The sequence below is a fragment of the Pectobacterium aroidearum genome (assembly GCF_015689195.1).
Classification (GTDB): Bacteria; Pseudomonadota; Gammaproteobacteria; order Enterobacterales; family Enterobacteriaceae; genus Pectobacterium; species Pectobacterium aroidearum.
The window spans coordinates 4,372,989-4,397,354 of sequence record NZ_CP065044.1; the positions used below are offsets into that span (position 1 = coordinate 4,372,989).

Consider the following 24,366-nt stretch of genomic DNA (forward strand, 5'->3'; position numbering starts at 1 on the left):
ATTCGGTAAACACTGCGTAGGCTACGTTTAAACCCTGATTAGTGTAGGGTCTTAAACGAACAATGGGCGACTTTCGCCGCCCATCATCTCGCTACTGCAAGAATGCCTGGTTACATTTACAGAGCCAAAAAGAACCCTGCGATGCAGGCGCTCATCAGGTTAGAAAGCGTACCTGCCGCGACCGCCTTCAAACCAAAACGGGCAATATCCTGACGCCGACTCGGTGCCATACTGCCCAAACCTCCAATAAGGATAGCAATAGACGAAAGGTTAGCAAAGCCGCACAGCGCGAACGAAATCACAGCTTTGGTATGATCCGACAGAACCTGTAAGCCCGCAGCAGCAACCACATCATCCGCTTTCAGGTACTCGCTGAAGTTCATGTAAGCGACGAACTCGTTAACGATCAGCTTTTGCCCAATAAACGAACCCGCTACCGTTGCTTCATGCCACGGTACGCCGATTAAGAAAGCAACCGGTGAGAACACCCATCCCAGAATCAGTTGCAGCGACAGTTGCGGATAATCAAACCAGCCACCGATACCGCCCAGAATGCCGTTAAGAAGAGCAATCAACGCGACAAAAGCCAGCAGCATCGCTCCCACATTCAGCGCCAGTTGCATACCGGACGCCGCGCCGCTTGCCGCTGCATCGATGACGTTAGCCGGGCGATCGTCTTCATCGACAAAGCCAACCATCTCATCATGGTCGTGCGTTTTTTCTGTTTCCGGCACCATCAGTTTGGCAAATAGCAATCCACCCGGCGCAGCCATGAAGGATGCTGCAATCAGGTAGTCCAGCGGCACGCCCATCTGGGCATAACCCGCCATCACCGATCCCGCAATGGAAGCTAATCCACCACACATCACCGCAAACAGTTCAGAGCGCGTCATGTTGGCAATATACGGGCGTACCACCAAGGGTGCTTCTGTTTGGCCGACAAAAATATTAGCCGTGGCAGAGAGCGACTCAGTACGGGACGTTCCCAACAGTTTCTGCAACCCACCGCCTAATAAACGGATGACCCACTGCATCACCCCCATGTAATACAGTACCGCTACAAGGGAAGAGAAAAAGACGATGATCGGTAATACACGGAATGCGAAAACAAACCCGCCACCACCAAAGATTTCGAACATTTTGTCGGAAACCAGACCGCCAAAAATGAATGAAACTCCTTGGTTTCCGTAGGCGATAACGTTTGCTACACCGCCCGTCAATCCCTCCAGAATTTTGCGTCCTACTGGCACATACAGCACCAACGCACCGATACCAATCTGAATAACGAAAGCACCAACTACGGTGCGCAATCTGATCGCTTTACGATTACTGGACAAAATAACCGCGAAAAAAATCAGAACAAGCATGCCGATGAGACTCATAACGAGTTGCATGTGCAGTTCCCTATAACGCGTGAAAAAAGTGAAAGCATAATAAAAATCATTTCGCCAGATCAGTAAGCACGTGCTGGCGAGCCGATTATAAAGAGTGGCCCGAAAAGGTCGCTAATTTATGTCACAAATACATACAACATCGAACAGTCCAAAACACCAAAAAGTGATCTGTATCACAATTTAATGGTTGGTATATGAAATCAAGATGACTGTTCTGTCTGTTGTTGCACAGAAATAAGAGAAAAACGGAAGCAAACAGAAGCTTCCGCTTTAGGGGAATAGTGTCGGCATAACGGTAGCGATGTTATGTCGGAGTGAGCCGTCCAAATAGCCTGAACGAATTTTGCCAGAGCGCCTCGGCAATCTCCTCAGTCGGTTCTGCACGTAGCTCACACAGCGTTTGAAACGCACACGAAATGCGCTCGGGTCGGTTTGGCTGCCCTTGATAGCCACTCATCGGCATATCGGGTGCATCCGTTTCCAGCAGCAGCCGATCTAACGGCAGCTGCGCAATCGCCTGACGCGTTTTATTCGCCCTGTCATAGGTAATGGTTCCCCCGACGCCGATGTAATAACCCAGTCGGATAAAGGCCTGCGCCTGCGCCAGACTGCCCGCAAACCCGTGAACCACACCGGTACGCGGCACGTCGATACGACGGAGCAATTGCGCCAGCCTGTCGTGGCTGCGCCGCGAGTGCAGGATCGTCGGGAGATCGTATTTTTTCGCCAGCCGAAGCTGAGCTTCAAGGAAGGTAAGCTGTCGCTCGAACTGTGGTTCCGGCATGTAGAGATCCAACCCAATCTCACCGACCGCGACCAGTCTGGCAGGCTGTTGCCGCAGTTCGTCTTCCAGACGAATCAGGTCATCTTCCTGATGCTCAGCGATATAAAGCGGATGGAGGCCTAGCGCAGCATAAAGCGATGGGTAAGAACGAGCGAGCATCAACACGCGTTCGAAATGCTGAGAAGCCACGGCGGGAATAATGATGCGCTCAACCCCTGCGTCTTGTGCCAGACGTAAGCTTTCCGGTGCATCATCGTAAAAGAGGGGAAAATCGAAATGACAGTGGGTGTCGATAAAATGGTATCGTTCAGAAGGCACGTCGCTTCTCTCCGTCAAAATTAAGTCCACCAAGATGAGGCAACCTAATCGACGGCCAAGTAATATCCTGCCAAAACATCATGGCAGAATAGGACTTGTCGTTGCGGTAACGCCTCAGTGTAGCGTGGTTTTCTCTGAGGATACCTCTTCGTGCGCCTTTCCGTAACCCTCTTGCAATACGCCGGACAAGTAATCGTTACTCCCTTCCAGCCAGGCGCAGTCGCTGTCAAACCAATCGGCCCACAGCGCCAGAAAATTCCCTTTCCACTGTTTCCATTTGCCAACAACGATATCGCTATTCATCATAAACCTCCTGATAAACTGTCGAAATGCAGCAAATACGCGAACAGTGTGCCGGTAAAATGTGACAGCCGCGTGGCGCGGCTGTGTGCTCTGTATGACATTTATTCTATAAAGAATGCGCTGTGCTATGGCCGTTTTCGACCAGTGAACAAGCTAAGCAGAAACAGAATAATACCGACCACAAAGACGATTTTCGCCGCGCCAGCTGCTGTACCGGCTAATCCGCCGAAACCCAGTGCTGCCGCGATAAGTGCGATAACTAAAAATATAATGCCCCAACGAAACATACGCTCTCCTTACCAGACAAAATTAAAAATCATGGTGGTCATCCTGACGCACTTCTTGCGTCCTGACTGCGTATCCACAGATGGTGTTTTATTATGCGGATTAGGTAGGGTTATCCGCTATGACGGATAACCCCGTTTGAAATGACGATTATTTAACGGTCAGGTCGTTTTTAACGCTTTTCACGCCGTCAACGGCCTTCGCAATACTTTCTGCACGATCGGACTGCGCTTTGTTGTCGACTTCACCGCTCAACAGCACAACACCTTCCTGCGTTTCGACTTTCACTTTACGAGACGGAACAATGTCATCCGCCAGCAGTTTCGCCTTAATCGTGCTGGTCACCACCGCATCATCGGCATAAGCGCCAACCGACTGTGATTGATTATCTTTAACCTGCAGTTTGTCGCTGACGGATTGGACGCCCTCAACCTGAGTGGCAATTTCCACCGCCCGAGTGCTCAGTGCCTGACTACCGACAAAGCCGCTGAGTGTGACGACACCCTTTGACGTTTCAACGGAAATGTCGCTGCTGGTAATGGATTTATCTTCCAGCAACGCACTCTTCACTTTTGCTGTGATAGCGCTGTCACTCATGTAGCCAGAGGCTTTATTGGCGGAGCTATCGATTTTTGCACCAGTTGTATCCGCGATACGTTCTACTTTCTGCCCTAATGTTTCTTCCGCCATGGCACCGCCAGCCAGAATCGAACTCAGAGCAACTACGATCAGCGATTTTGTCAATGTGGTCTTTTTCATCGATGTCTTCCTTCTTATGCTTTTCTCTAAACCCGAAACAATCTATTCGAGTCACATTAACGCCTGCACCGTCATCATCGAATCAAGGTGATAGTGACGTAACCAATACTCCGATAATTCCCTCTTCTTGCATAAAAAAATCAGAGCATTGAATTGCAAAAGCGAAACAAATCAAAACAATGAACCAACTTGCATTGTGTTAATAGTTGAACAAGCTAACTCAGTTAACACGTTGTTAACTATAGCCCACAGAATGGAAAATCACAGGGGAACAAAGGAATATGTACAGCAATTCAGATTTGTCTGTTGCACCGAGGCAGGAGATCGCGCAGGGAAAAATTAAAATATAAGATATTGATTTTTATGTTTTTTAAAAATAAAAACACCCGGCATTATTGGCCTAAAACCAAATATAACCGGGTGATGATTATTTTAACAATGTGGTCACGATGTAAACACCACAGCCACGTTTATTGTCGTGAAACCGTGGCGTATCGATCAACATTAATGTTCACGCGTTTGGTGGAACGTCACTTCTGGATAGCGTTCCCGCGTCAGGTTCAGGTTCACCATCGTCGGTGCCACATAAGCCAGGTTATCCCCGCCATCCAGCGCCAGATGCAGCTCGTTCTTACGCTTAAATTCTTCGAATTTCTTCACATCGCTGCATTCAACCCAACGCGCGGTAGAAACGTTTACCGACTCGTAAATCGCCTCAACGTTATATTCGGTTTTCAAACGGGCAACCACCACATCAAACTGTAGTACGCCGACCGCCCCCACGATAAGATCGTTGTTGGTCAATGGACGGAATACCTGTACCGCGCCTTCCTCAGACAGCTGTACCAACCCTTTCAGCAGTTGTTTCTGCTTGAGTGGATCGCGCAGGCGGATACGACGGAACAGTTCCGGCGCAAAGTTAGGGATGCCGGTGAATTTCATGTCTTCACCCTGCGTAAACGTATCGCCAATCTGAATGGTGCCGTGGTTGTGTAACCCAATGATATCGCCCGGATAGGCTTCTTCAATGTGGGAACGGTCACCCGCCATAAAGGTCAACGCATCTGAAATCACCACGTCTTTGCCCGTACGAACCTGACGCAACTTCATGCTCTTTTCATATCTCCCGGATACCACGCGCATAAACGCCACGCGGTCACGGTGTTTCGGGTCCATGTTGGCCTGAATCTTGAACACAAAGCCGGTGAATTTCTCTTCCGCTGCCGTCACTTCGCGGGTATCTGTTTTACGCGGCATCGGCGCAGGCGCCCAGGCAACTAACCCGTCCAGCATATGGTCAACGCCAAAGTTACCCAACGCCGTACCAAAGAAGACCGGTGTCAGTTCGCCTGCCAGAAACGCGTCCAGCTCAAATTCGTGCGATGCCCCTTTCACCAGCTCCAGCTCTTCACGCAGCTGTGCAGCCAGCTCTTCGCCAACAGAGGTATCCAGATCCGGGTTATCCAGCCCTTTAACGATGCGCACTTCCTGAATCGTATGGCCTTTACCAGTCTGATACAGATAGGTTTCATCTTTATAAAGGTGGTACACGCCTTTGAACAATTTACCGCAGCCAATCGGCCAGGTAATCGGCGCACAGGCAATCTTCAGCTCGCTCTCGACTTCATCCAGCACTTCCATCGGATCGCGGATGTCACGGTCAAGTTTGTTCATAAACGTCAGAATCGGCGTGTCACGCAGACGCGTGACTTCCATCAGCTTACGCGTACGATCTTCGACCCCTTTTGCAGCGTCGATCACCATCAGGCAGCAGTCCACTGCCGTCAGCGTACGGTAGGTATCTTCGGAGAAGTCTTCGTGCCCCGGGGTATCCAGCAGGTTAACCAGACATTCACGATAGGGAAACTGCATCACGGACGTGGTGATGGAGATACCACGCTGCTTTTCCATCTCCATCCAGTCGGATTTTGCATGCTGGTTTGAACCACGCCCTTTTACCGTACCGGCAGTCTGAATCGCCTGTCCGAACAGCAGGACCTTTTCGGTAATCGTGGTTTTACCGGCATCGGGGTGAGAAATGATAGCGAACGTTCTTCTTTTAGAGACTTCGCGGGCGTATTCACTTGGAGACATGATTTTCAGGTTTCTTTTGTTAGCCACCCGGCGTCAGCATCAAGTCAACAACACTCCGATGTCAGATCGTCAGGCAAAGCGGAAATAAACTATAGCCGGGCATTTTCCCTGATTTAACGTGCAGACACAATCGGTGATGACATAAACAGCAGGTGCAGCACGATGGCCTGGACTCCCTTCCATTTATCCAGTTCCGAATAGTAACAATAACATATTGAAACATTTGTAAAGAATCGGGTTACCGCTGCCGATAATATTCGGGTCAATATTTAACCACTTGATCGCACTTAAGGAGAGAGTATGAGCTTGTCTGTAAATAATACGGGTTATAGCAATTCTCAGGCCCAAAGCACCGCGACATCTTCGACTACAGCACAGTCAACGACAACAACAAGCAGTGATAGCATACAAATCACCGATCCGATTACCGGAAAGACGGTCACCTTCCCCAACAATATAAAAATTTCTGCGGAAGCGCTGGCGCGTTTGAAAGAGACAGCAGCCAAGGCTCCACCATCAGACCCCAAAAAAGACGAACCATCGAAAATACCGAGAGACATCTATGCAGACCGTGACTTACTAAGGCAGACAGATACCAGTAAGCCGTATGTCAGCAATGAGTTTATGACGGTCTATATTGATGAAATTGGCACGAACGAAATGGCTATAGAAAATTGGTCTGGTCATCTCAAAGCCGACAGTGGCATCAGTAAAGAAGCGTTTCTCGGGCTCGTTAAAAAGGCGTTATCTTCGCCACCCGAAGTCAGTCTGTGGAGCTACACCACCGATAGTATGGAAATCGCGATAACCGCCAATAAGTTAGAAACATTGAAAAATCGCTACGTTGACAGCGATTACCAGAAGAGAGCAGATCTGGATATTCAGGACTTTATAGAATATAAATCTAATGCCCTGAGTAATCTGGAAAAAAATATTCTGCAAGATGAATATCAGCGCAGCGTCGACGCGGGAGATACCGATAAGGCGAATGCTACGTTTCTGGAACTACAAAAAAACGCGGAAGGCACGTCAACAACCCAACTTCAGCGCCAGCAAATCTTCTCGCGTGCAGCCTCAACCGATGTTTCTGCCTGGTTCGGTAGCTTTCGCGACTATATTGCTGCCTCTGACTTCGATCGCTATACCAAGAGCGAATACAATTCTATCGTCAGTGAATTCTATAATCACTGGTTAGGCTTTCAACTCGCGTTGAAATAGCCACGCCGCCCTCCGTACAAACACGGCGTTTGTACGGGGTGGCCGTCAGGCACATCAGAGGTTTTTTTCTTCTTCGTCCTTTTTCACTGTCGCGCTATCGCTCGTCCGCGTGTCGCTCCCTGCCTCATTTTCTTCTTTCACGGGTGTACTCGCAGTGAGGAGATAAGGCGATTGTTGCCAACGGGTGCGACGATTCTGCAACAGCGTTCGGGTCAGAATGATGCCGATAGCCAACGACAGCAAAATCATCAGGCGCAGAATATTGGTGGTGTTGTCTACCTGTCTGGCTTCGGTCGCCAGCACATGGGTGTCTAAGGTGATACGCAGGAAGCCGATAGGACCTTCTTTCCCTTCAATCGGCTGCACCAGTTGATGGTTAAAGTAGCTACCGACCCGATTGCCGTCCAGCGCCAGCCGGTCTCGCAGTGGCACCTGCTCACCGACATGCGCCACCAGCGAACCGTCCTGCTGGTACACGCCAGCATCCAGAATACGGCTGTGATCGGTAAGCTGTTTGAGGATGGTATTAATCTTTTGACTATTATCATCCACGCTGCCCATCAGCGGAGAAAGGCTGTAAGCCACCTGTCTGGACAGCGTGCGCGCCAGATCTTCAACCTGTTCAGATCGTGCCATCTGGTGACTCAAACTGAAATAGGACGCCCCTTGCATTAATACCACTAACAGAGCGAGGCAAATCAGCACAATTGCCGTGCGGTGTAGACGAAATTTCACCCGGGCGCGAACCATGATAATCCTTACACGATTTGGATACTTTCATGTTGCCAGAAGCGCCGACGATAGGATAGCTTGTTGCCCAGTTTTTGGAGGGATATGTTTGGTCGACGCCACATCCCTCTTTATCGCACGACTTTATCGCACTACTGCCAGCAGAGGATGTTCTCCATGTCGAATAGTCTGACCTATCGTGATCTCCCTGATGAGATCAACTGTTGGCCGGGACTGCCATTATCACTGAGCGGTGACGAAGTGATGCCGCTTGACTACCGCGCTGGCGATACCGGCTGGCTTATTTATAGCGACGTCCTCGATAAGAACCTGATTTCTCGCTACCAGCGTAAACTGGGCAGCGCGATGGTTATCGTGAGCGCCTGGAACGTGGGCGATTATCAGGTCGTGCGTTTAGCAGGCACGCTGACGCCACGCGCCACCAAGCTGGCTCATGAACTGGGCATTGATGTCGCGCCCATGCGTAACGCGCCAACGCTGCGTTCACCGGGATTACTGGTAATGGACATGGATTCCACCGCGATTCAGATCGAATGCATTGATGAGATCGCCAAGCTGGCGGGCACCGGCGAGCTGGTTGCAGAAGTCACTGAACGTGCGATGCGCGGTGAGTTGGATTTTGCCGCTAGCCTGCGTCAGCGCGTGGGAACATTAAAAGGTGCCGACGCTACTATTTTAAAAACGGTACGTAAAACGCTGCCGCTGATGCCGGGCCTGCGTAATATGGTTAGCCAGCTTCAGGAAGCAGGCTGGCACGTAGCCATTGCATCAGGCGGGTTTACCTACTTCGCCGATTATTTGCGTGATGAGCTAGGTCTGGTCGCCGCCGTTGCCAACGAATTAGGCATGCAAGACGGCAAACTGACCGGCGAAGTTATAGGTCAGATTGTCGATGCGAAATATAAAGCGACCACGCTGCAACAGCTGGCGGAAAAACTGGAAATTCCGATGCATCAGACCGTTGCCATCGGCGACGGCGCGAACGATCTGCCGATGATCAAGGCTGCCAGCTTAGGCATTGCCTATCACGCCAAACCGAAGGTCAATGAACAATCTGCGGTGACCATTCGCCATGCCGACCTGACAGGCGTGCTGTGCATTCTCAGTGGTAGTATGAGACACGAAAAGCGTTAATCAGTTGGAGGTGATACGTGGCAAAAGCCGTCAAACGGGCGTTTGTATGTAATGAATGCGGGGCTGATTACCCGCGCTGGCAAGGGCAGTGCAGCGCCTGCCATGCCTGGAACACCATTACCGAAGTGCGTCTGGCATCGGCGTCAGTATCACGTTTCGACCGCCTCACCGGCTATGCGGGTGAGAGTGCTGGCGTCAGCCGGGTACAAAAGCTTTCAGAAATCAGCCTTGAAGCCCTGCCCCGTTTTTCTACCGGTTTTCAGGAGTTTGACCGCGTTTTGGGCGGCGGCGTCGTTCCCGGCAGCGCGATTCTGATCGGCGGTAACCCCGGTGCGGGTAAAAGTACCCTGCTGCTGCAAACGCTCTGCAAGCTGTCAGAGAATATGAAAACCCTGTACGTCACCGGGGAAGAATCCTTGCAGCAGGTGGCGATGCGGGCACACCGCCTCAATTTACCGACACAGAATCTCAATATGCTGTCGGAAACCAGCATCGAACAGATTTGCCTGATTGCCGAGCAGGAACAGCCGAAGTTGATGGTGATCGACTCCATTCAGGTCATGCATCTCGCCGATATTCAATCGTCCCCCGGCAGCGTAGCGCAGGTGCGCGAAACCGCAGCCTACCTGACGCGCTTCGCCAAAACGCGCGGCGTCGCCATCGTCATGGTCGGCCACGTCACCAAAGATGGCTCGCTCGCCGGACCGAAAGTATTAGAACACTGCATCGACTGCTCCGTGTTGCTGGATGGCGATGCCGATTCGCGCTTCCGCACCCTGCGCAGCCATAAAAACCGTTTTGGTGCCGTTAACGAGCTGGGTGTATTCGCGATGACGGAGCAAGGACTACGCGAAGTCAGCAATCCATCGGCGATTTTCCTTAGCCGCGGGGACGAAGTGACGTCCGGCAGTTCCGTTATGGTGGTGTGGGAAGGCACGCGCCCGCTGCTGGTCGAGATTCAGGCGCTGGTGGATCAATCGATGATGTCGAACCCGCGCCGCGTGGCGGTCGGGCTGGAGCAAAATCGGTTAGCCATACTGCTAGCGGTGCTGCATCGCCACGGCGGCTTGCAGATGTCAGATCAGGATGTGTTCGTGAATGTCGTCGGCGGTGTCAAAGTCACCGAAACCAGCGCCGACCTCGCGTTGCTATTATCACTGGTTTCCAGCTTCCGCGACCGCCCGCTACCACAGGATCTCGTCATCTTCGGTGAGGTCGGTCTGGCAGGCGAAATCCGCCCGGTTCCCAGCGGACAAGAGCGGATTACCGAAGCCGCCAAGCACGGCTTCAAACGCGCCATCGTTCCTCATGCCAATATGCCGAAGAAAACGCCTGCCAGTATGCAGGTATTCGGCGTGAAAAAGCTGGCCGACGCGCTGGCGATCTTAGACGATCTCTAAACGAACCACAGAAAGCCATCTGCCGCTCTTCCCCCCTGTTCACCCTGAGCTAAACAGCGGTGTGAAAGAGTAGCGGATGTTGCCGTATTCTGTGGTATTTTGTTTAGTAAGCTAAACAAGAGTGCTGCATCATGTCATCATTTGATTACCTGAAATCCGCCATTCGGCAGAAGGGTTGCACCCTACAGCAGGTTGCCGACGCGACCGATATGACCAAAGGCTATCTCAGTCAATTACTTAATGCCAAAATCAAAAGCCCTAGCGCGCAGAAGCTGGAAGCGCTACATCGCTTTCTTGAACTGGAATTCCCACGCTACGAAAAGAGTATTGGCGTCGTCTTCGGCAAGTTCTATCCGCTACACACCGGCCACATTTATCTGATTCAGCGCGCCTGCAGCCAGGTCGATGAACTGCATGTGATTTTAGGTTACGACGAACCGCGTGACCGACTGCTGTTTGAAAACAGCTCGATGTCGCAGCAGCCCACCGTCAGCGACCGCCTGCGCTGGCTATTGCAGACCTTTAAGTATCAGAAAAATATTCATATTCATGCTTTTAATGAGCAAGGGATGGAGCCTTACCCGCACGGCTGGGATGTGTGGAGTAAAGGGATTCAGGCGTTCATGCAGGAAAAAAGCATCACGCCCAATTTCGTCTACACCAGCGAAGAACAGGATGCCCCTCAATACCGTGAGCATTTGGGTATTGAGGCGGTTCTGATCGACCCGCAGCGCTCATTCATGAACATCAGCGGTTCACAGATTCGTCACGATCCTTTCCGTTACTGGGACTATATCCCGACCGAGGTGAAGCCGTTCTTTGTGCGTACCGTGGCTATTCTTGGCGGCGAATCCAGCGGTAAATCCACGCTGGTGAATAAATTGGCCAATATCTTCAATACCACCAGTGCCTGGGAATATGGCCGCGATTACGTGTTCTCTCATCTGGGCGGCGACGAGATGGCGCTGCAATATTCCGACTACGACAAGATCGCGCTGGGTCAGGCACAGTACATTGATTTTGCAGTCAAATACGCCAATAAAGTGGCCTTTATCGACACCGATTTCGTCACCACGCAGGCATTCTGCAAAAAATATGAAGGTCGTGAACACCCGTTCGTTCAGGCGCTGATCGACGAATACCGTTTCGATCTGGTGATTTTGCTGGAAAATAACACGCCGTGGGTGGCCGACGGGCTACGCAGTTTAGGCAGTACTACCGCCCGTTCAGAGTTCCAGAACCTGCTGAAAACGATGCTGGCTGACAATAATATCCAGTACGTTTACATCAAAGAGTCAGACTACGATTCGCGCTTCCTGCACTGTGTAGAACTGGTACAGCAGATGCTGGGCCACGATCGCTCGCCCGAACAGAGCAAAAGCTAGCGCGTGCTCCACTGCCAGTGGCGAGAGGGGGTAATAATTTCCGGCAGCGGAATATCCCAGCTTTCCACTGGCAGCGCGCCAACCTGCTGACAATCGTGGGCCAAGCCAATCGGGTAAGGCCCGCGAGACATCTGGTTGCGGTACTGCAACGTACGATCGTAAAAACCACCGCCCATTCCAAGCCGCTGTCCTTGATGATCAAACGCCACCAGCGGCGTCAGCAGGATATCCAGTTGCGGTAACGGCAGCACCTGACGCACGTCCAGACGCGGTTCCATAATTTTCAGACGATTGCGTACCAACTCGGTGTCCGGCGCATAGCGCAGGAACAGTAGATGCCCGGCACGAAACGGATGCAGAACCGGCAAATAAACACGCTTTCCCTGTTGCCACAGCTGTTGAATCAGCGGGGAGGTATCCAGCTCGCCATCAAAGGACAGGAATACCGCGACGCTCTCTGCCCGTATGATTTTCGGGTGTGCCATGACGCGCTCACACGCCTGTTGTGCAAATAACGCCTGCTGCTCTGGCGTTAGTAAACGCCGATGTTGCCGCACAGCCTGACGAATCTGCTGACGTGACGCTGTCGTAGAAGAGAGTGATGTATCGGGAGATGTTGATGAATCAGAAGATGACATGGGCTGCATTCGCCACGGGTCAAGAATAATAAAGAAAGGGAATCTCCGAGATGCCGCCGCAGGCTGTAACCCTTGAACCCTTGGTTCAAGGTGAACATAACGTCGCAGTCTTAAGGCTTCTCGGACGAACCGAGCGTGCTCACCAACCGCAGAGCATTACATTCTGTTGGTATGAAATATCGGCTCAGGGGACTGGCCCGCTGACAAACATCTCAGAGAAATTTTATTCGTTACTCGCGATAAACCTTAGCACGTCTTATCGCGTAAAAACACCGTACTTTTGTCAAAATACGACGTTATTCAAATTGCGCACCCTGGCGTTCTGTGATTCGCCCTTGTTCCAGCAAGGCCTGTTCGATGGTCTGCTGTAACATACGAATGCGCTGTTCCATATTTGACGCATAATCACGAGTTTTACCCCGCTCCTGCGCCAGTTCATGGCACACATTCAGCGCGGCAATAAACACCAGTTGCTCAGTGTTCGTGACTCTAGTGCGAACCTTAAGATCTTGCAACCGCTGGTTAAGATCCTCTGCAGCCTGATTCAACGCATCCTGTTGTTCTGGCGGACAATTCACTCTTAACGAACGGCCAAAAATTTGAATATCTACTGGTTGTGCAGACATACCACCTTCCTGCCTTTTGTCGTTCTTGCGCCCGCGTGCCGCATAGCACGAGCATTACCCGTTATACCGGGTTCGTTAAAGCGGGCGCCACTATACATAGCCGAGATCTAAGATACAAGCCCTTTCTGGTATCGAAAGGGAGCTTGGTGGTAGCATAGCACGAACCAATCCAGCCAACGATGACGAATCCGCATGTCTATAGAGAATACGTTTCCCGCCTATGAAGGCCTTGACCAACTGCTTCACCAACAGCAAGTCGCGCTGACCGCGGCAGAAATGCACGGTTTGATCAGTGGGATGCTGTGTGGTGGAAACCATGACGACAGTTGGAGAACGCTGGTTTTTGAACTGACAAATGAAGGCATGGCGTTTACCCAAACGCTGTCGCAACCGCTTCTGGACCTGTATCAGGCCACACGTGAAGCGCTGGAAAATGATGGCTTTCTGTTCCAGCTTTTCCTGCCTGACGACTCACAAGATGAAGTGAGCGTCTTCGATCGCGCCGACGCGCTGGCAGGCTGGGTCAACCACTTCCTGCTTGGGCTGGGCGTGGTTCAGCCACAGTTGAACAAAGCCAAAGGCGAACTGAAAGAAGCCATCGAAGATTTACGCAACATCGCCCAGCTTGGCTACGACGAAGATGAAGATCAGGAAGAGCTGGAGCAATCGCTGGAAGAAGTGATTGAGTATGTTCGTGTTTCTGCCATTTTGTGCCATAACGAATTTACCAGCCAACGCGTCGCGACTGCACCCGAACAACAAAAACCGACGCTGCATTGATGGCTTATGCCAGGCAACCTTAATGCAGAACATGCCTTATTAAGAGCGGAAGGGAAAGGTAACCGCACGGACTACTTTCAGGAGCAGGTGATGAATCCACAAGAATTTCTTCGTCGTCGTCAGGGTCTGTTGGAAAAAATGGCACCGGGCAGCGCGGCGATTATTTTTGCTGCGCCGGAAGCGCAGCGCAATGCCGACAGCGACTATCCTTATCGTCAAAATAGCGATTTTTGGTATTTCACCGGTTTCAATGAACCAGAAGCTGTTCTGCTGCTGGTAAAAAGCGATGCCAAACATCATCACAGCGTAATCTTCAACCGCGTACGCGATCTGACGGCCGAAATCTGGTTTGGTCGCCGTCTCGGTCAGGAAGCGGCGCCAGCCAAACTCGGCGTTGATCGCGCCCTGCCGTTTGACGAAATCAGCACGCAGTTGCATCTATTATTGAACGGTCTGGACGTGGTGTATCACGCGCAGGGGCAATACGATTATGCCGACAAGCTGGTCTTTGCCGCGCTGGATACCTTGCGCAATGGTACCCGTCAGGGGTTTGCCGCCCCCGCCACGCTGACCGACTGGCGTCCGTGGGTACATGAAATGCGCCTGTTTAAATCGCCTGAAGAAATCAGCGTAATGCGCCGCGCCTGTGAAATTACGGCACTGGCCCACACACGCGCCATGCAAAAATGCCGTCCCGGCATGTATGAATATCAGCTTGAAGGCGAAATTCACCACGAATTTACCCGCCACGGTGCCCGCTATCCTTCTTACAACACGATCGTCGGCAGCGGCGAGAACGCCTGCATCCTGCATTACACCGAAAACGAGACGCAAATGCGTGACGGCGATTTGGTGCTGATTGATGCGGGCTGTGAATACAAAAGTTATGCTGGCGATATCACCCGTACCTTCCCCGTCAACGGCAAATTTACCGCACCGCAGCGTGCCATTTACGACATCGTGCTGCGTTCGCAGCTGCGCGCACTGGAGCTGTTTGGCCCAGGTCGCAGCATCCGCGAAGTGAACGAAGAAGTGGTGCGCATGATGGTCAGCGGCCTCATCAAACTCGGCGTGATGAAAGGCGAAGTGGAAGAGCTGATTGCCGAACAGGCACATCGCCAGTTCTTCATGCATGGCCTCAGCCACTGGCTGGGTCTGGACGTGCATGACGTGGGGGATTACGGCACAACCGATCGGGGTCGCCCGCTTGAGCCGGGTATGGTACTGACCATTGAGCCCGGTCTCTACATTGCGCCTGATGCCAAAGTGCCGCAGCAGTACCGGGGAATTGGCGTACGTATCGAAGATAACATCGTGATCACCGAAAACGGCAACGAAAACCTGACGGCTGGTGTAGTCAAAGATGCCGATGACATTGAAGCGCTGATGGCGCAATGGCATGACAAGCAACACTAAGCCGCATTTTCAAAGGGCAACGACATTATTGCAAAGGACAACAACATGGCGGTCATGATTGTTGGTGGCGGGATGGCGGGCGCGACGCTGGCGCTGGCGATCTCGCGGCTTTCACAGGGCACAATTCCGGTTGACCTTATCGAGGCGCATTCGCCGCTCGACAAGGAACATCCGGGTTTTGACGCACGCGCCCTCGCACTGTCTGACGGTACACGCCAGCAGCTCGCGGCGCTGGGGATCTGGCAAGCGCTATCGGGCAATGCCACGGCGATAACCGACATTCACGTCAGCGAACGCGGGCACGCCAGCGTGGTGAACCTGAAAGCCTCGGACTATCACGTTAAGGCATTAGGCCATGTGGTTGAATTGCACGATGTCGGACAGCGTCTGTTCTCTCTGCTGCAACAAGCGCCGGGCGTACGCCTGCACTGCCCAGCTAAAGTCGTTTCCGTTACGCGGACGCAGGATAATGCGACGCTCACGTTGGATGACGGTACAGCGCTAACCGGTCAATTGCTGGTCGCCGCCGACGGCTCTCGCTCCGTGCTGTCGCAATCCTGTGGGATTCAATGGCAACAGCATGATTATGATCAGGTCGCAGTGATCGCCAATGTGACAACGGCTGAACCCCATCGTGGCCGCGCGTTTGAACGGTTTACCCCGCACGGCCCGCTGGCGCTTCTGCCGATGAGTAATGGCCGCTGCTCACTCGTCTGGTGCCATGATAAACACCGTCAACATGAGGTCGATGGATGGAGCGAGGCCGAGTTTTGCCGTCAGCTACAGCAAGCTTTTGGCTGGCGTCTGGGGCGCTTCACTCACATCGGCGAACGCCACAGCTACCCGCTGCGCTTGCTCACTGCCAGCCAGCATATCAGCCACCGACTCGCGCTGGTGGGTAACGCGGCACAAACACTGCACCCGATTGCCGGACAAGGCTTTAATCTGGGGATTCGCGATGTGATGTCGCTGGCGGAAACCCTCGTCGAGGCAGCAAAAAACCAGCAGGATATCGGCCAGTACCGTGTGCTCAGCCGCTATCAACAACGCCGCGAACCCGATCAACACACCACAGTTGCGATCACCGACGGGCTGGTCAGGCTGTTCGCTAACCGCTATGCCGCGCTGGCCGTCAGCCGCAATCTGGGCCTCATCGCCATGAATAACCTGCCGCTGATGCGCGACGCCTTTGCTCGTCGCACGCTGGGCTGGGTAGAACGTTAATTAAGCTCGCCAACAGGAAAATACGGAAATGCAATCATTCGACGTGGTTATTGCCGGTGGCGGTATGGTCGGTCTGACGCTGGCCTGCGGCTTACAGGGTAGCGGCCTGCGTATCGCCGTGCTGGAGAAACAGGCGGCCGAACCTCAGCCGCTCGGGAAAAACCATGCCCTGCGCGTCTCCGCCATCAACGCCGCCAGTGAATGTCTCCTGCGCCACATCGGCGTCTGGGAAAATCTCGTGGCACAGCGCGTCAGCCCTTACAACGATATGCAGGTCTGGGATAAAGACAGCTTCGGTAAAATCAGCTTTAGCGGCGAAGAATTCGGCTTTTCCCATCTTGGGCACATCATTGAAAACCCGGTGATTCAGCAGGTACTGTGGCAACGCGCCTCTCAGTTAAGCGACATCACCCTGCTCTCTCCCACGTCGTTAAAACAGGTCGCCTGGGGCGAGAACGAAGCCTTTATTACGTTACAGGATGACAGCATGCTGACCGCCCGGCTGGTGGTTGGTGCGGACGGCGCACATTCATGGCTGCGTCAGCATGCGGATATTCCACTGACCTTTTGGGACTACGGCCATCACGCGCTGGTCGCCAACATTCGTACCGAACAACCTCACCAATCCGTCGCGCGTCAGGCATTTCACGGCGACGGTATTCTGGCGTTCCTGCCGCTGGACGATCCACACCTCTGTTCGATCGTCTGGTCGCTTTCACCGGAGCAGGCTCAGGCAATGCAGAAGCTGCCTGTAGAGGAATTCAATCGTCAGGTCGCCATGGCGTTTGATATGCGTCTGGGGCTGTGTGAGCTGGAAAGCGAGCGTCAGACTTTCCCGCTAACCGGACGCTACGCTCGCAGTTTCGCAGCACACCGGCTGGTGCTGGTCGGCGACGCGGCGCACACTATTCATCCGCTGGCAGGACAAGGCGTCAACCTGGGCTTCATGGATGTCGCTGAACTGATTGCGGAACTGAAGCGCTTACAGACGCAGGGCAAAGATATCGGCCAACACCTTTACCTACGACGCTATGAGCGCCGCCGCAAACACAGTGCCGCCGTAATGCTCGCCAGCATGCAGGGATTCCGTGAACTGTTTGACGGCGACAATCCGGCGAAAAAACTGCTGCGTGATGTCGGTCTGGTACTGGCGGATAAACTCCCCGGCATCAAACCGACGCTGGTCCGTCAGGCCATGGGATTACACGATCTGCCAGACTGGCTTAGCCAGGAGCAATAAGAAAACTGAAATGGATGATATCTCTCGCCGCGTAAGCGGCGAGTTATCAATAACACCTTTTCTTTAATTAAACGCGTAACTTATTTAACCGCGCAGTTTTATTTAACCCATATTTCCAGGTTAATCATTTCATTCCAATAATATAATTATCATAATAATTAAATACAATGAATTTAGCATTTTCCATATAAAACAAATAATTATAATAAATATTACAAAAATTACTTTCTGCCAGGGGTCATGTTTCTTATTGAACATTCTATTTCTTCTTTTATTCAATAAAGATTTACGCTATAACGCTCTCAACAAGGAGTTTTTAACAGGGAGTTATACGAATGGCTAATTCTATTTTTATGAAGATAACGGGACTGGACATCGTACGGTAGATCGATGCTAAATCATCGTGAAAAAGTCACAAAACTACTCTATAACAGTACGACTGTTATCCAAAGACCGTAGGATAAACATGAAGCTAGGAGCAATATCAATGTCACGAGCAAAAGAATCCATCTATCATGTTTATTTTTATGCTTATTCCGCTTTATGCTTTTTTTTGATCAATACATTTTCCACAATCGGATATGATGGCTCAATTGCACGGTTCTGCGAAACACCGAGAGGCGAAGCTGATGGTTTCCTTATTTTTATTATCGTTCCCTTATCCATTCCTTTCCTTTTGGTTAAACGAAGCATCCCCAAGATGATTACCTATCTCATCATTCTCATATATCATTCAGACAGCTTTTATACGAGGATCAGCATGTGCCCGATTATGTAAAGAAAACAATTTATTTCTCATTTACTAAACAGTGAGTTTTATTTATTTGCTATCAAGATTAAAAAAGGAATTTTAAAGCATGTTTCAAAAAAACTATATCTATAACGTCTATTTTTATGCTTATTCTGCCTTATGCCTTTTTTTAATCAACGCTTTCTCTACCATCGAATATGAATGGATGCTGGATGACGGTTCGCTTGACAGCTTCTGTGAAGTGCCAAGAGCAGATGCCGATGGTTTTCTCATTTTTATCATTGTTCCTTTATCTATCCCTTTTCTTCTGGTGAAACGGACGCCTCCCAGAATTGTCACCTATCTTGCTATCCTTATATATCATTCATACCGTTTCTATACGCGAGTTAGCCTCTGCCCGCACAGATAAAACACGATGAGAAACGTAAATACATTACTCTTTAGCCTCTGTTTTTATATTTATTCAATTCTCTGCGCACTGATCATTCTGATCACATCAATCAGAGATTATGAAGGGATGGTTGATGGGGTAGAAATAAGAAACCTCTGTGAGATACCTGAAGGTGATTCCGATGGATTCTTTGCGTTTATTATTATCCCGTTATCTATCCCTTTCTTTTTTGTAAAAAAAAGCATGGATAGGATAATCACTTACATCATCATGTTATTTTATTATCTATGGAGTTTTTACATCCGCTTTAACTTCTGCCAATAATTTAAAAAGCACTCACTAACAAACCGGACTCATATCCCCTCATAAGCCCGGTTGGTCATCGTTAACTTACGGCATATTTTCCTGCGGCGACGGGATGCGTACGCGGCTGGCGGACAGGTAGCCCATGATGGCGATGCCAAACACGCCCCAGGGCAACAGCGAAACGATCTGGGATGATGAGCCGCTCAGAACATCTACGTTTCTAACGACCATAATTAATGCCGAGAGCATCGCTACCGTCGAGATAATCGGTGCCCACAGACGGCTCCATGCTGAAACTGGATGCTGGGTTTCACGCTGGAAGAAACGAATAACCGCCAGCGATACACCGACCTGAAGCAGCAGAATCGCCATCGTCGCGATCGCCGATCCCAACGCGAAGATCTGCATCATCGGATCGAGATCCGCTACCACCATCGCGCACAGCACGACCAACACAACGATCGTTTGAACGATACTCGCCACGTAAGGCGTCCCTTTATTTTCACTCACCTGCGCCAGTTTGGTCGACAACACGCCGTCACGCCCGATGCTAAACAGATAGCGAGAGATGTTATTGTGAAACGCCTGAGCCGCAGCAAACAGACTCGTGATCAACAGCAGCGATATCATCTGTTCAGACCATTTCCCAACCAGTGCGGTCGATACGTTTAAGATAAAGCGTCCGGGATCGTTGATCGCCTGCTGCTGTACCTGACCCACCCCATAGGCTTGCACCATCATCCAACTGGTGAAGGCAAAGAACAGCATAATCAAGATAACTGCGGCCAGCGTCGCACGAGGAATCGTTTTCTCAGGATTGCGGCACTCTTCACCGTAGATCGCCGTGGATTCAAATCCGATAAACGCAGCGATACTGAAAATCAGCGCAATGCCAATGCTACCTTGATTAATCACACTGGGCGAAAACGCCTCTAGCGTGAGCGGTGGCGTATCATGCGACAGCAGTACCGCAATATCGACCACCAGCATGATGCCCACTTCCATCAGCATCAGTACGCCGAGTACGCGTCCGCCGACCTCCACACTCTCAATGCCCAACAGACACATCAGCAACAGCATCGCTACGCTGTAGCCCCACCACGGCAGTTCAATACCAAGATGTTCTTGTAAATACATGCTGCTGAAGAAGCCAAACATCGCAACCACCGCGATCTGAATGGCAAAATAGGCCAGCAGCGCGACGGATAAGGCGCTAAAGCCCGCGCGGCGCCCCAATCCCAGCGTGATGTAGCTATAAAATGCGCCGGCGTTAGTCACATAGCGGCTCATGGCGATATAGCCAAAAGAGAAAATCAGCAGTATACCGCCAGCCATCAGGTACACCGCTGGGATTCCCGCCCCGTTGCCAGCGGAGATCGCAACGGGCAGACCGCCTACCACACCGGTCAACGGCGAGGCAGCAGCCACAACAAAGAAGACCAACGACCACAGCCCCAGGCTGTTCTTTTTCAATTGATGAGTATTCATCTTGCCCCCGGATACACAAAACGAACCAGATAGCGTGATGTCGCGCAATCGGGTCGATGGTAAATCCCTTGCTGCCACAGCACCTTACAGGCAGGTGCGATACAGCGCTTCGATGTCCTGCCGTGATGCCCAGCGCGGATTCTGTTCCAGGCTCACCCCCATCGTCTGCACGCAGTTGTCCGCCAGCCAGGGAATGTCCTGCTCACGCACACCCAGATCGCGCAGCGTAAACGTCAATCCGATGTTTTCCAGAAAACGCTGTACCAGATAGACGCTGTGGCTAGCGCGTTCAGATTCATCAAGATGCGTCACGCTATCGCTCATTGCGCACGTCACCGCAGCAAAGCCGGCGATATTTTCCACACAGGAAAAACGCATCAAGGTGGGATACAGCGCCGCCAGCCCCTCACCGTGTGTGATGTTGTATAACCCACTCAACGGATGTTCCATCGCATGCGGCAAGCCACAGGCCGACATCCCAATCGCCATTCCGCCAAGCGTATTCGCCCAACACACCTGATCCCAGGCGTCCAGATCGGTCACATCCCGACAAACTCGCGGTAGATACGTGGTCAACAGTCGAATCGCGCGTTCAGCCATGATTTCCGTCATCGGATTACAGAACTTGCCAACCCGCGCTTCGATGTTATGGCTGAGCGCGTCGAAACCCGTCGCCGCCACCATACGGGATGATTGCGTGACCATCAGCGTCGGATCGACAATCGCTGTTCGGGCGTACAGCGCCGGTGAGAAAAAGGCGGGTTTGTCATGGGTTTCAGGATTGGTGAAGACGGCGACACAGTTGCCTTCACTCCCCGTCCCCGCCGTCGTCGTCACCAACACCAGCGGCAACGTCGCAGCAGGTGCCGGAGGTTGCGACAGGCAGTCCAGCAGTTTCCCCGAATGGCATGCCATAAAGGCGATGCCTTTGGCGGCGTCCATTACGCTGCCGCCCCCCACGCCAAGCACCACATCACACTGCTGCTCGCGCGCCAGGGCCGCACCGTCATCCACCGTCGTGGTAAGGGGGTTTGCTTCAATACTGTCGAATAACACCCAGCGCACGCCTCTCTGCGTCAGCAGGTCAGTCAGACGCGTCAGTAACCCAGTTTGGCGACAGCTGGTTTTTCCCGTCACCAGCAGCACGCGGCTCCCCAACATCGCCACTTCTTCGCCCACTCGGGCAACTTCCCCTCTGCCGATACAAAGTTTTACCGGCTGCGAATAGATAAATGTCATCGCTGCCTCCTCACGCCGTCATGACTGACGTATTGGCCTGCTCAACCTGTTCAACCACGCTGTTCAGGGCAGATTCAAACGCGTTCAGTGCATAATCGAGCTCTTCTTCGCTAATCGTCAGCGGAGGCAGGAAGCGGAATACCGCCAGATTATTGATGGTGAAATTCACCTGAATACGCCATTTCTCTACCAGCAGACCGGCGATCGCCGCCGAATAGTATTCCCCCATGCTGGCATGCAGCGTCTCCGGCAAACGACCAAACTCAATGCCAATCATCAGCCCTTTGCCGCGCACTTCTTTGATCACCTGTGGATGACGAGCCTGAATGTCATAGAGTCGCTGCATCATTAACGCGCCTTTACGTTCCGCCATGCCACACAGATCGTGTTCGATGATGAACTGCAAGGAACCCAGCGCCGCTGCTGCACTCAGGGTATTTTCCTGATAGGTGGCCGTGTGGTGATAGCAGGTTTCGATGGTGCCATATGCCGCTTCATACAAGCTTTCCGTACACAGATAACCGCCAAACGGCACCAGCCCGCCGGATAAACCTTTGGCGAATACAATGCAATCCGGCACTACGTCATCATGTTCACAACACCAGAACTTACCGGTACGCGCCGCGCCACACTGAATCTCGTCCAGCACCAGCAGCGTGTCATAACGATCGCACAGCTCGCGAGCCGTTTTCAGGTAACCCGCCGGAGGCACGATAATGCCGCCTTCCCCCTGAATCGGTTCCACCACGAACGCCTTGTATTTTCCTGTCGCCAGCGCATTTTCCAGCTCCGTGACCGAGCCGTAGGCAACATGATCGATATTGCCTAATGTCGGCTGCTGCCCCGCCCGCCACTTATCCTTGCCGCCAAGCGACACCGCGCCAGACGTCTTACCGTGAAAGGCACCAAGCGTCGCCAGCAGGTGGGTCTTATGTGTTTTATGTCGGGTACCAAGCTTGACCAGTTTGATCATCCCTTCGATCGCCTCCGCGCCTCCGGTCGCCGTCCCCATCTTGGTCAATTTTCCCTGTGGCGAGAGCAGCGCCATGTTGTGCGCCAGCGCCGCCGCCACGTTGTGATAGGAAATCGCGCCCATCATGAAGAGGCGGTTATCGAAACATTTCTGCAAACAGGACCACACAAACTCATTGTTATTACCGACCGTCACCACCCCGACAGCGCCAATCATATCCAGATGCTTTTCACCTTTGTCATCGATGAAGGTGCTGCCTTCCGCCCGAACAAAATATTTGGCATGACCATCCAAAGAGCGCATGCGGTTCAGGTGGGTTAATTGCAGCGCGCGAGTCGTTTCGCCATCCAGTGCGATCGCGTCATCAATGGTGTAAAAACCCGGTACGATGTCTTTTGCCTGTGCCATAAAAAACCTCACAATCTTCACTAGATAAATGTGCGATAACGCACGGTGTGAAGCGTTTATAGCAAGGGGCAATGCGGGGAAAATAGAATAAATCGGCACACGCCACAGTGCAGCGATAGCGTCTTTTTGGTGCAGTCTGCCCCAAAAAAAGCGGCACGGGGTGAACTGTGCCACCGTGTGAATCTCACCAGCGATGGGTTCAGCATTGGCGAATACGATATTGGTAGCGCACAGCCTGTAGTCGAGCCAGATAGTGCTGCGGCGAGCAGGAGGAAAATGCTTTGAATTCACGAAAAAAATGTGACTGATCGGCATATTCAAGGTGCTGCGCCAGCATGGTCAGACTGTCGATATTGCCCTGATTGAGTAGCGCGAGCGCCCGCTGGAAACGAATCGTACGGCAGAATGTTTTGGGCGACATTCCGCAATTATCATGAAATAGACGATGAATATAACGCGCGGAATAGAGCGTCTTCCGCTCCAGCTCATCCACCCTGATTTTACCGTCGTGCGCCATAATCAGGTCGATGATTTGCAGTAAAAGCGTCGGTGCCGAGCGGGTCGTCCAGTAGGAAAAATAGTGCAGAAACAGGCTGACCTGTTCGTTAAAGTCATGAGTGTTCACCAAGCGTCTCAGCAGACGCGGCGTATCGGGCGCGACCTCATCAAAAGGGATCTCCTGCCCCGCCAATTCCCCCGGCGACAGGTCGAGAAAAGCCGGCATGATCCCCGGCATAAAGCGCACGCCAAAATAGCGCTCTCCCGGCATCAGCCGGGTAATCTGCGCCGATGCGGTACTGCCGCAAACGCGCCCGCTGGGTGCCTCAGGACAGCAATGCAGCAAGAGATCGACACTGCCGTCCGGCACGGCAAGCGTCATCGGTTCGGCGCGATCGACCGTAAAACTGTAAAAATGGGCAATCGGTGACTGACTGACGCTTTTCTTCAGGTAATCTTCCGCCGCGTTGATGACAAACCACGGCTGCAATGGCCGTACGCGAAACGACGCAGAATCAGGATGCATTGACCTTCTCCCCCGCAACGATGACGCAGGGGATCAGG

At 52.1% G+C, this 24,366-nt stretch carries 24 protein-coding genes and 1 other RNA gene; 11 read left to right on the forward strand and 14 right to left on the reverse strand.

Features of this window, described 5'->3' with window-relative positions; all coding sequences use genetic code 11:
• Positions 1 to 116: 116 nt before the first annotated feature.
• The 6 genes from I2D83_RS19460 to prfC form a co-directional block, all read right to left on the reverse strand.
• The gene (locus I2D83_RS19460; RefSeq protein ID WP_205947149.1) at positions 117 to 1,394 is read right to left on the reverse strand and encodes a NupC/NupG family nucleoside CNT transporter; all 1,278 of its coding nucleotides are present in this window, start codon (positions 1,392 to 1,394) and stop codon (positions 117 to 119) included.
• 304 nt (positions 1,395 to 1,698) lie between these two features.
• Positions 1,699 to 2,496, reverse strand: coding sequence for a TatD family hydrolase (locus I2D83_RS19465; protein WP_205947150.1), 798 nt, complete (start codon positions 2,494 to 2,496; stop codon positions 1,699 to 1,701).
• 114 nt (positions 2,497 to 2,610) lie between these two features.
• Positions 2,611 to 2,799, reverse strand: a complete 189-nt coding sequence (locus I2D83_RS19470) for a CsbD family protein (RefSeq protein ID WP_010284712.1) — start codon at positions 2,797 to 2,799, stop codon at positions 2,611 to 2,613.
• Between the two features lie 125 nt (positions 2,800 to 2,924).
• Positions 2,925 to 3,086 carry a DUF1328 domain-containing protein gene (locus tag I2D83_RS19475; protein WP_012773166.1) on the reverse strand — a complete coding sequence of 54 codons (162 nt, stop codon included), beginning with the start codon at positions 3,084 to 3,086 and terminating at the stop codon, positions 2,925 to 2,927.
• 148 nt (positions 3,087 to 3,234) lie between these two features.
• Positions 3,235 to 3,843: a molecular chaperone OsmY gene (osmY, locus tag I2D83_RS19480; protein WP_012773165.1), complete on the reverse strand. Its 609-nt coding sequence runs from the start codon at positions 3,841 to 3,843 to the stop codon at positions 3,235 to 3,237.
• Between the two features lie 504 nt (positions 3,844 to 4,347).
• Positions 4,348 to 5,937: a peptide chain release factor 3 gene (gene prfC / locus I2D83_RS19485; protein ID WP_205947151.1), complete on the reverse strand. Its 1,590-nt coding sequence runs from the start codon at positions 5,935 to 5,937 to the stop codon at positions 4,348 to 4,350.
• A 300-nt stretch (positions 5,938 to 6,237) separates the two neighbouring features.
• Between prfC and I2D83_RS19490 the strand changes: the two genes are divergently transcribed.
• Positions 6,238 to 7,155 (forward strand): hypothetical protein, encoded by a 918-nt coding sequence (locus I2D83_RS19490; RefSeq protein ID WP_181845071.1) that lies wholly within the window; start codon positions 6,238 to 6,240, stop codon positions 7,153 to 7,155.
• Positions 7,156 to 7,209: 54 nt separating this feature from the next.
• Here the strand turns inward: I2D83_RS19490 and I2D83_RS19495 are convergent, their stop codons facing one another.
• On the reverse strand, positions 7,210 to 7,905 hold the full coding sequence (locus tag I2D83_RS19495; RefSeq protein WP_205947152.1) for a YtjB family periplasmic protein: 696 nt from the start codon (positions 7,903 to 7,905) through the stop codon (positions 7,210 to 7,212).
• Between the two features lie 156 nt (positions 7,906 to 8,061).
• On the opposite strand from I2D83_RS19495, the gene serB reads away from it, so the two are divergent.
• From serB to nadR, 3 genes are all read left to right on the forward strand, one after another.
• On the forward strand, positions 8,062 to 9,039 hold the full coding sequence (serB, locus tag I2D83_RS19500; RefSeq protein WP_012773161.1) for a phosphoserine phosphatase: 978 nt from the start codon (positions 8,062 to 8,064) through the stop codon (positions 9,037 to 9,039).
• Between the two features lie 17 nt (positions 9,040 to 9,056).
• Positions 9,057 to 10,439: a DNA repair protein RadA gene (gene radA, locus I2D83_RS19505; RefSeq protein WP_205947153.1), complete on the forward strand. Its 1,383-nt coding sequence runs from the start codon at positions 9,057 to 9,059 to the stop codon at positions 10,437 to 10,439.
• A 131-nt stretch (positions 10,440 to 10,570) separates the two neighbouring features.
• Positions 10,571 to 11,824, forward strand: a complete 1,254-nt coding sequence (nadR, locus tag I2D83_RS19510) for a multifunctional transcriptional regulator/nicotinamide-nucleotide adenylyltransferase/ribosylnicotinamide kinase NadR (RefSeq protein WP_012773159.1) — start codon at positions 10,571 to 10,573, stop codon at positions 11,822 to 11,824.
• On the opposite strand, the gene I2D83_RS19515 is transcribed toward nadR, so the two are convergent.
• From I2D83_RS19515 to zapA, 3 genes are all read right to left on the reverse strand, one after another.
• Entirely contained in the window at positions 11,821 to 12,462 is a 642-nt protein-coding gene (locus tag I2D83_RS19515) for a 5-formyltetrahydrofolate cyclo-ligase (protein WP_194431528.1), read from the reverse strand. The genes nadR and I2D83_RS19515 overlap by 4 nt on opposite strands.
• A 38-nt stretch (positions 12,463 to 12,500) precedes the next feature.
• A non-coding RNA gene (ssrS, locus tag I2D83_RS19520) (6S RNA) lies at positions 12,501 to 12,684 on the reverse strand.
• A 74-nt stretch (positions 12,685 to 12,758) separates the two neighbouring features.
• The gene (zapA, locus tag I2D83_RS19525; protein WP_012773157.1) at positions 12,759 to 13,088 is read right to left on the reverse strand and encodes a cell division protein ZapA; all 330 of its coding nucleotides are present in this window, start codon (positions 13,086 to 13,088) and stop codon (positions 12,759 to 12,761) included.
• A gap of 192 nt (positions 13,089 to 13,280) precedes the next feature.
• On the opposite strand from zapA, the gene I2D83_RS19530 reads away from it, so the two are divergent.
• From I2D83_RS19530 to I2D83_RS19560, 7 genes are all read left to right on the forward strand, one after another.
• Complete coding sequence (locus tag I2D83_RS19530) at positions 13,281 to 13,868, forward strand: YecA/YgfB family protein (RefSeq protein WP_194431527.1); 588 nt, start codon at positions 13,281 to 13,283, stop codon at positions 13,866 to 13,868.
• A 90-nt stretch (positions 13,869 to 13,958) separates the two neighbouring features.
• Complete coding sequence (pepP, locus tag I2D83_RS19535; RefSeq protein ID WP_180778946.1) at positions 13,959 to 15,284, forward strand: Xaa-Pro aminopeptidase; 1,326 nt, start codon at positions 13,959 to 13,961, stop codon at positions 15,282 to 15,284.
• A 45-nt stretch (positions 15,285 to 15,329) separates the two neighbouring features.
• Positions 15,330 to 16,508, forward strand: a complete 1,179-nt coding sequence (gene ubiH / locus I2D83_RS19540) for a 2-octaprenyl-6-methoxyphenyl hydroxylase (RefSeq protein WP_205947154.1) — start codon at positions 15,330 to 15,332, stop codon at positions 16,506 to 16,508.
• Between the two features lie 28 nt (positions 16,509 to 16,536).
• Positions 16,537 to 17,748, forward strand: a complete 1,212-nt coding sequence (ubiI, locus tag I2D83_RS19545; RefSeq protein ID WP_205947155.1) for an FAD-dependent 2-octaprenylphenol hydroxylase — start codon at positions 16,537 to 16,539, stop codon at positions 17,746 to 17,748.
• Positions 17,749 to 18,235: 487 nt separating this feature from the next.
• Entirely contained in the window at positions 18,236 to 18,526 is a 291-nt protein-coding gene (locus I2D83_RS19550; protein WP_181845199.1) for a DUF2645 family protein, read from the forward strand.
• A 79-nt stretch (positions 18,527 to 18,605) separates the two neighbouring features.
• Positions 18,606 to 18,908, forward strand: coding sequence for a DUF2645 family protein (locus tag I2D83_RS19555; protein WP_012773149.1), 303 nt, complete (start codon positions 18,606 to 18,608; stop codon positions 18,906 to 18,908).
• A gap of 6 nt (positions 18,909 to 18,914) precedes the next feature.
• Positions 18,915 to 19,214: a DUF2645 family protein gene (locus I2D83_RS19560; RefSeq protein WP_180778885.1), complete on the forward strand. Its 300-nt coding sequence runs from the start codon at positions 18,915 to 18,917 to the stop codon at positions 19,212 to 19,214.
• Positions 19,215 to 19,280: 66 nt separating this feature from the next.
• On the opposite strand, the gene I2D83_RS19565 is transcribed toward I2D83_RS19560, so the two are convergent.
• From I2D83_RS19565 to I2D83_RS19580, 4 genes are all read right to left on the reverse strand, one after another.
• Positions 19,281 to 20,684 (reverse strand): APC family permease, encoded by a 1,404-nt coding sequence (locus I2D83_RS19565; RefSeq protein ID WP_205947156.1) that lies wholly within the window; start codon positions 20,682 to 20,684, stop codon positions 19,281 to 19,283.
• 84 nt (positions 20,685 to 20,768) lie between these two features.
• Entirely contained in the window at positions 20,769 to 21,923 is a 1,155-nt protein-coding gene (locus I2D83_RS19570) for an iron-containing alcohol dehydrogenase (RefSeq protein WP_205947157.1), read from the reverse strand.
• A gap of 10 nt (positions 21,924 to 21,933) precedes the next feature.
• Positions 21,934 to 23,304 carry an aspartate aminotransferase family protein gene (locus I2D83_RS19575; RefSeq protein WP_180778887.1) on the reverse strand — a complete coding sequence of 457 codons (1,371 nt, stop codon included), beginning with the start codon at positions 23,302 to 23,304 and terminating at the stop codon, positions 21,934 to 21,936.
• A gap of 199 nt (positions 23,305 to 23,503) precedes the next feature.
• Complete coding sequence (locus I2D83_RS19580) at positions 23,504 to 24,328, reverse strand: helix-turn-helix domain-containing protein (RefSeq protein ID WP_205947158.1); 825 nt, start codon at positions 24,326 to 24,328, stop codon at positions 23,504 to 23,506.
• Between the last annotated feature and the right edge of the window lie 38 nt (positions 24,329 to 24,366).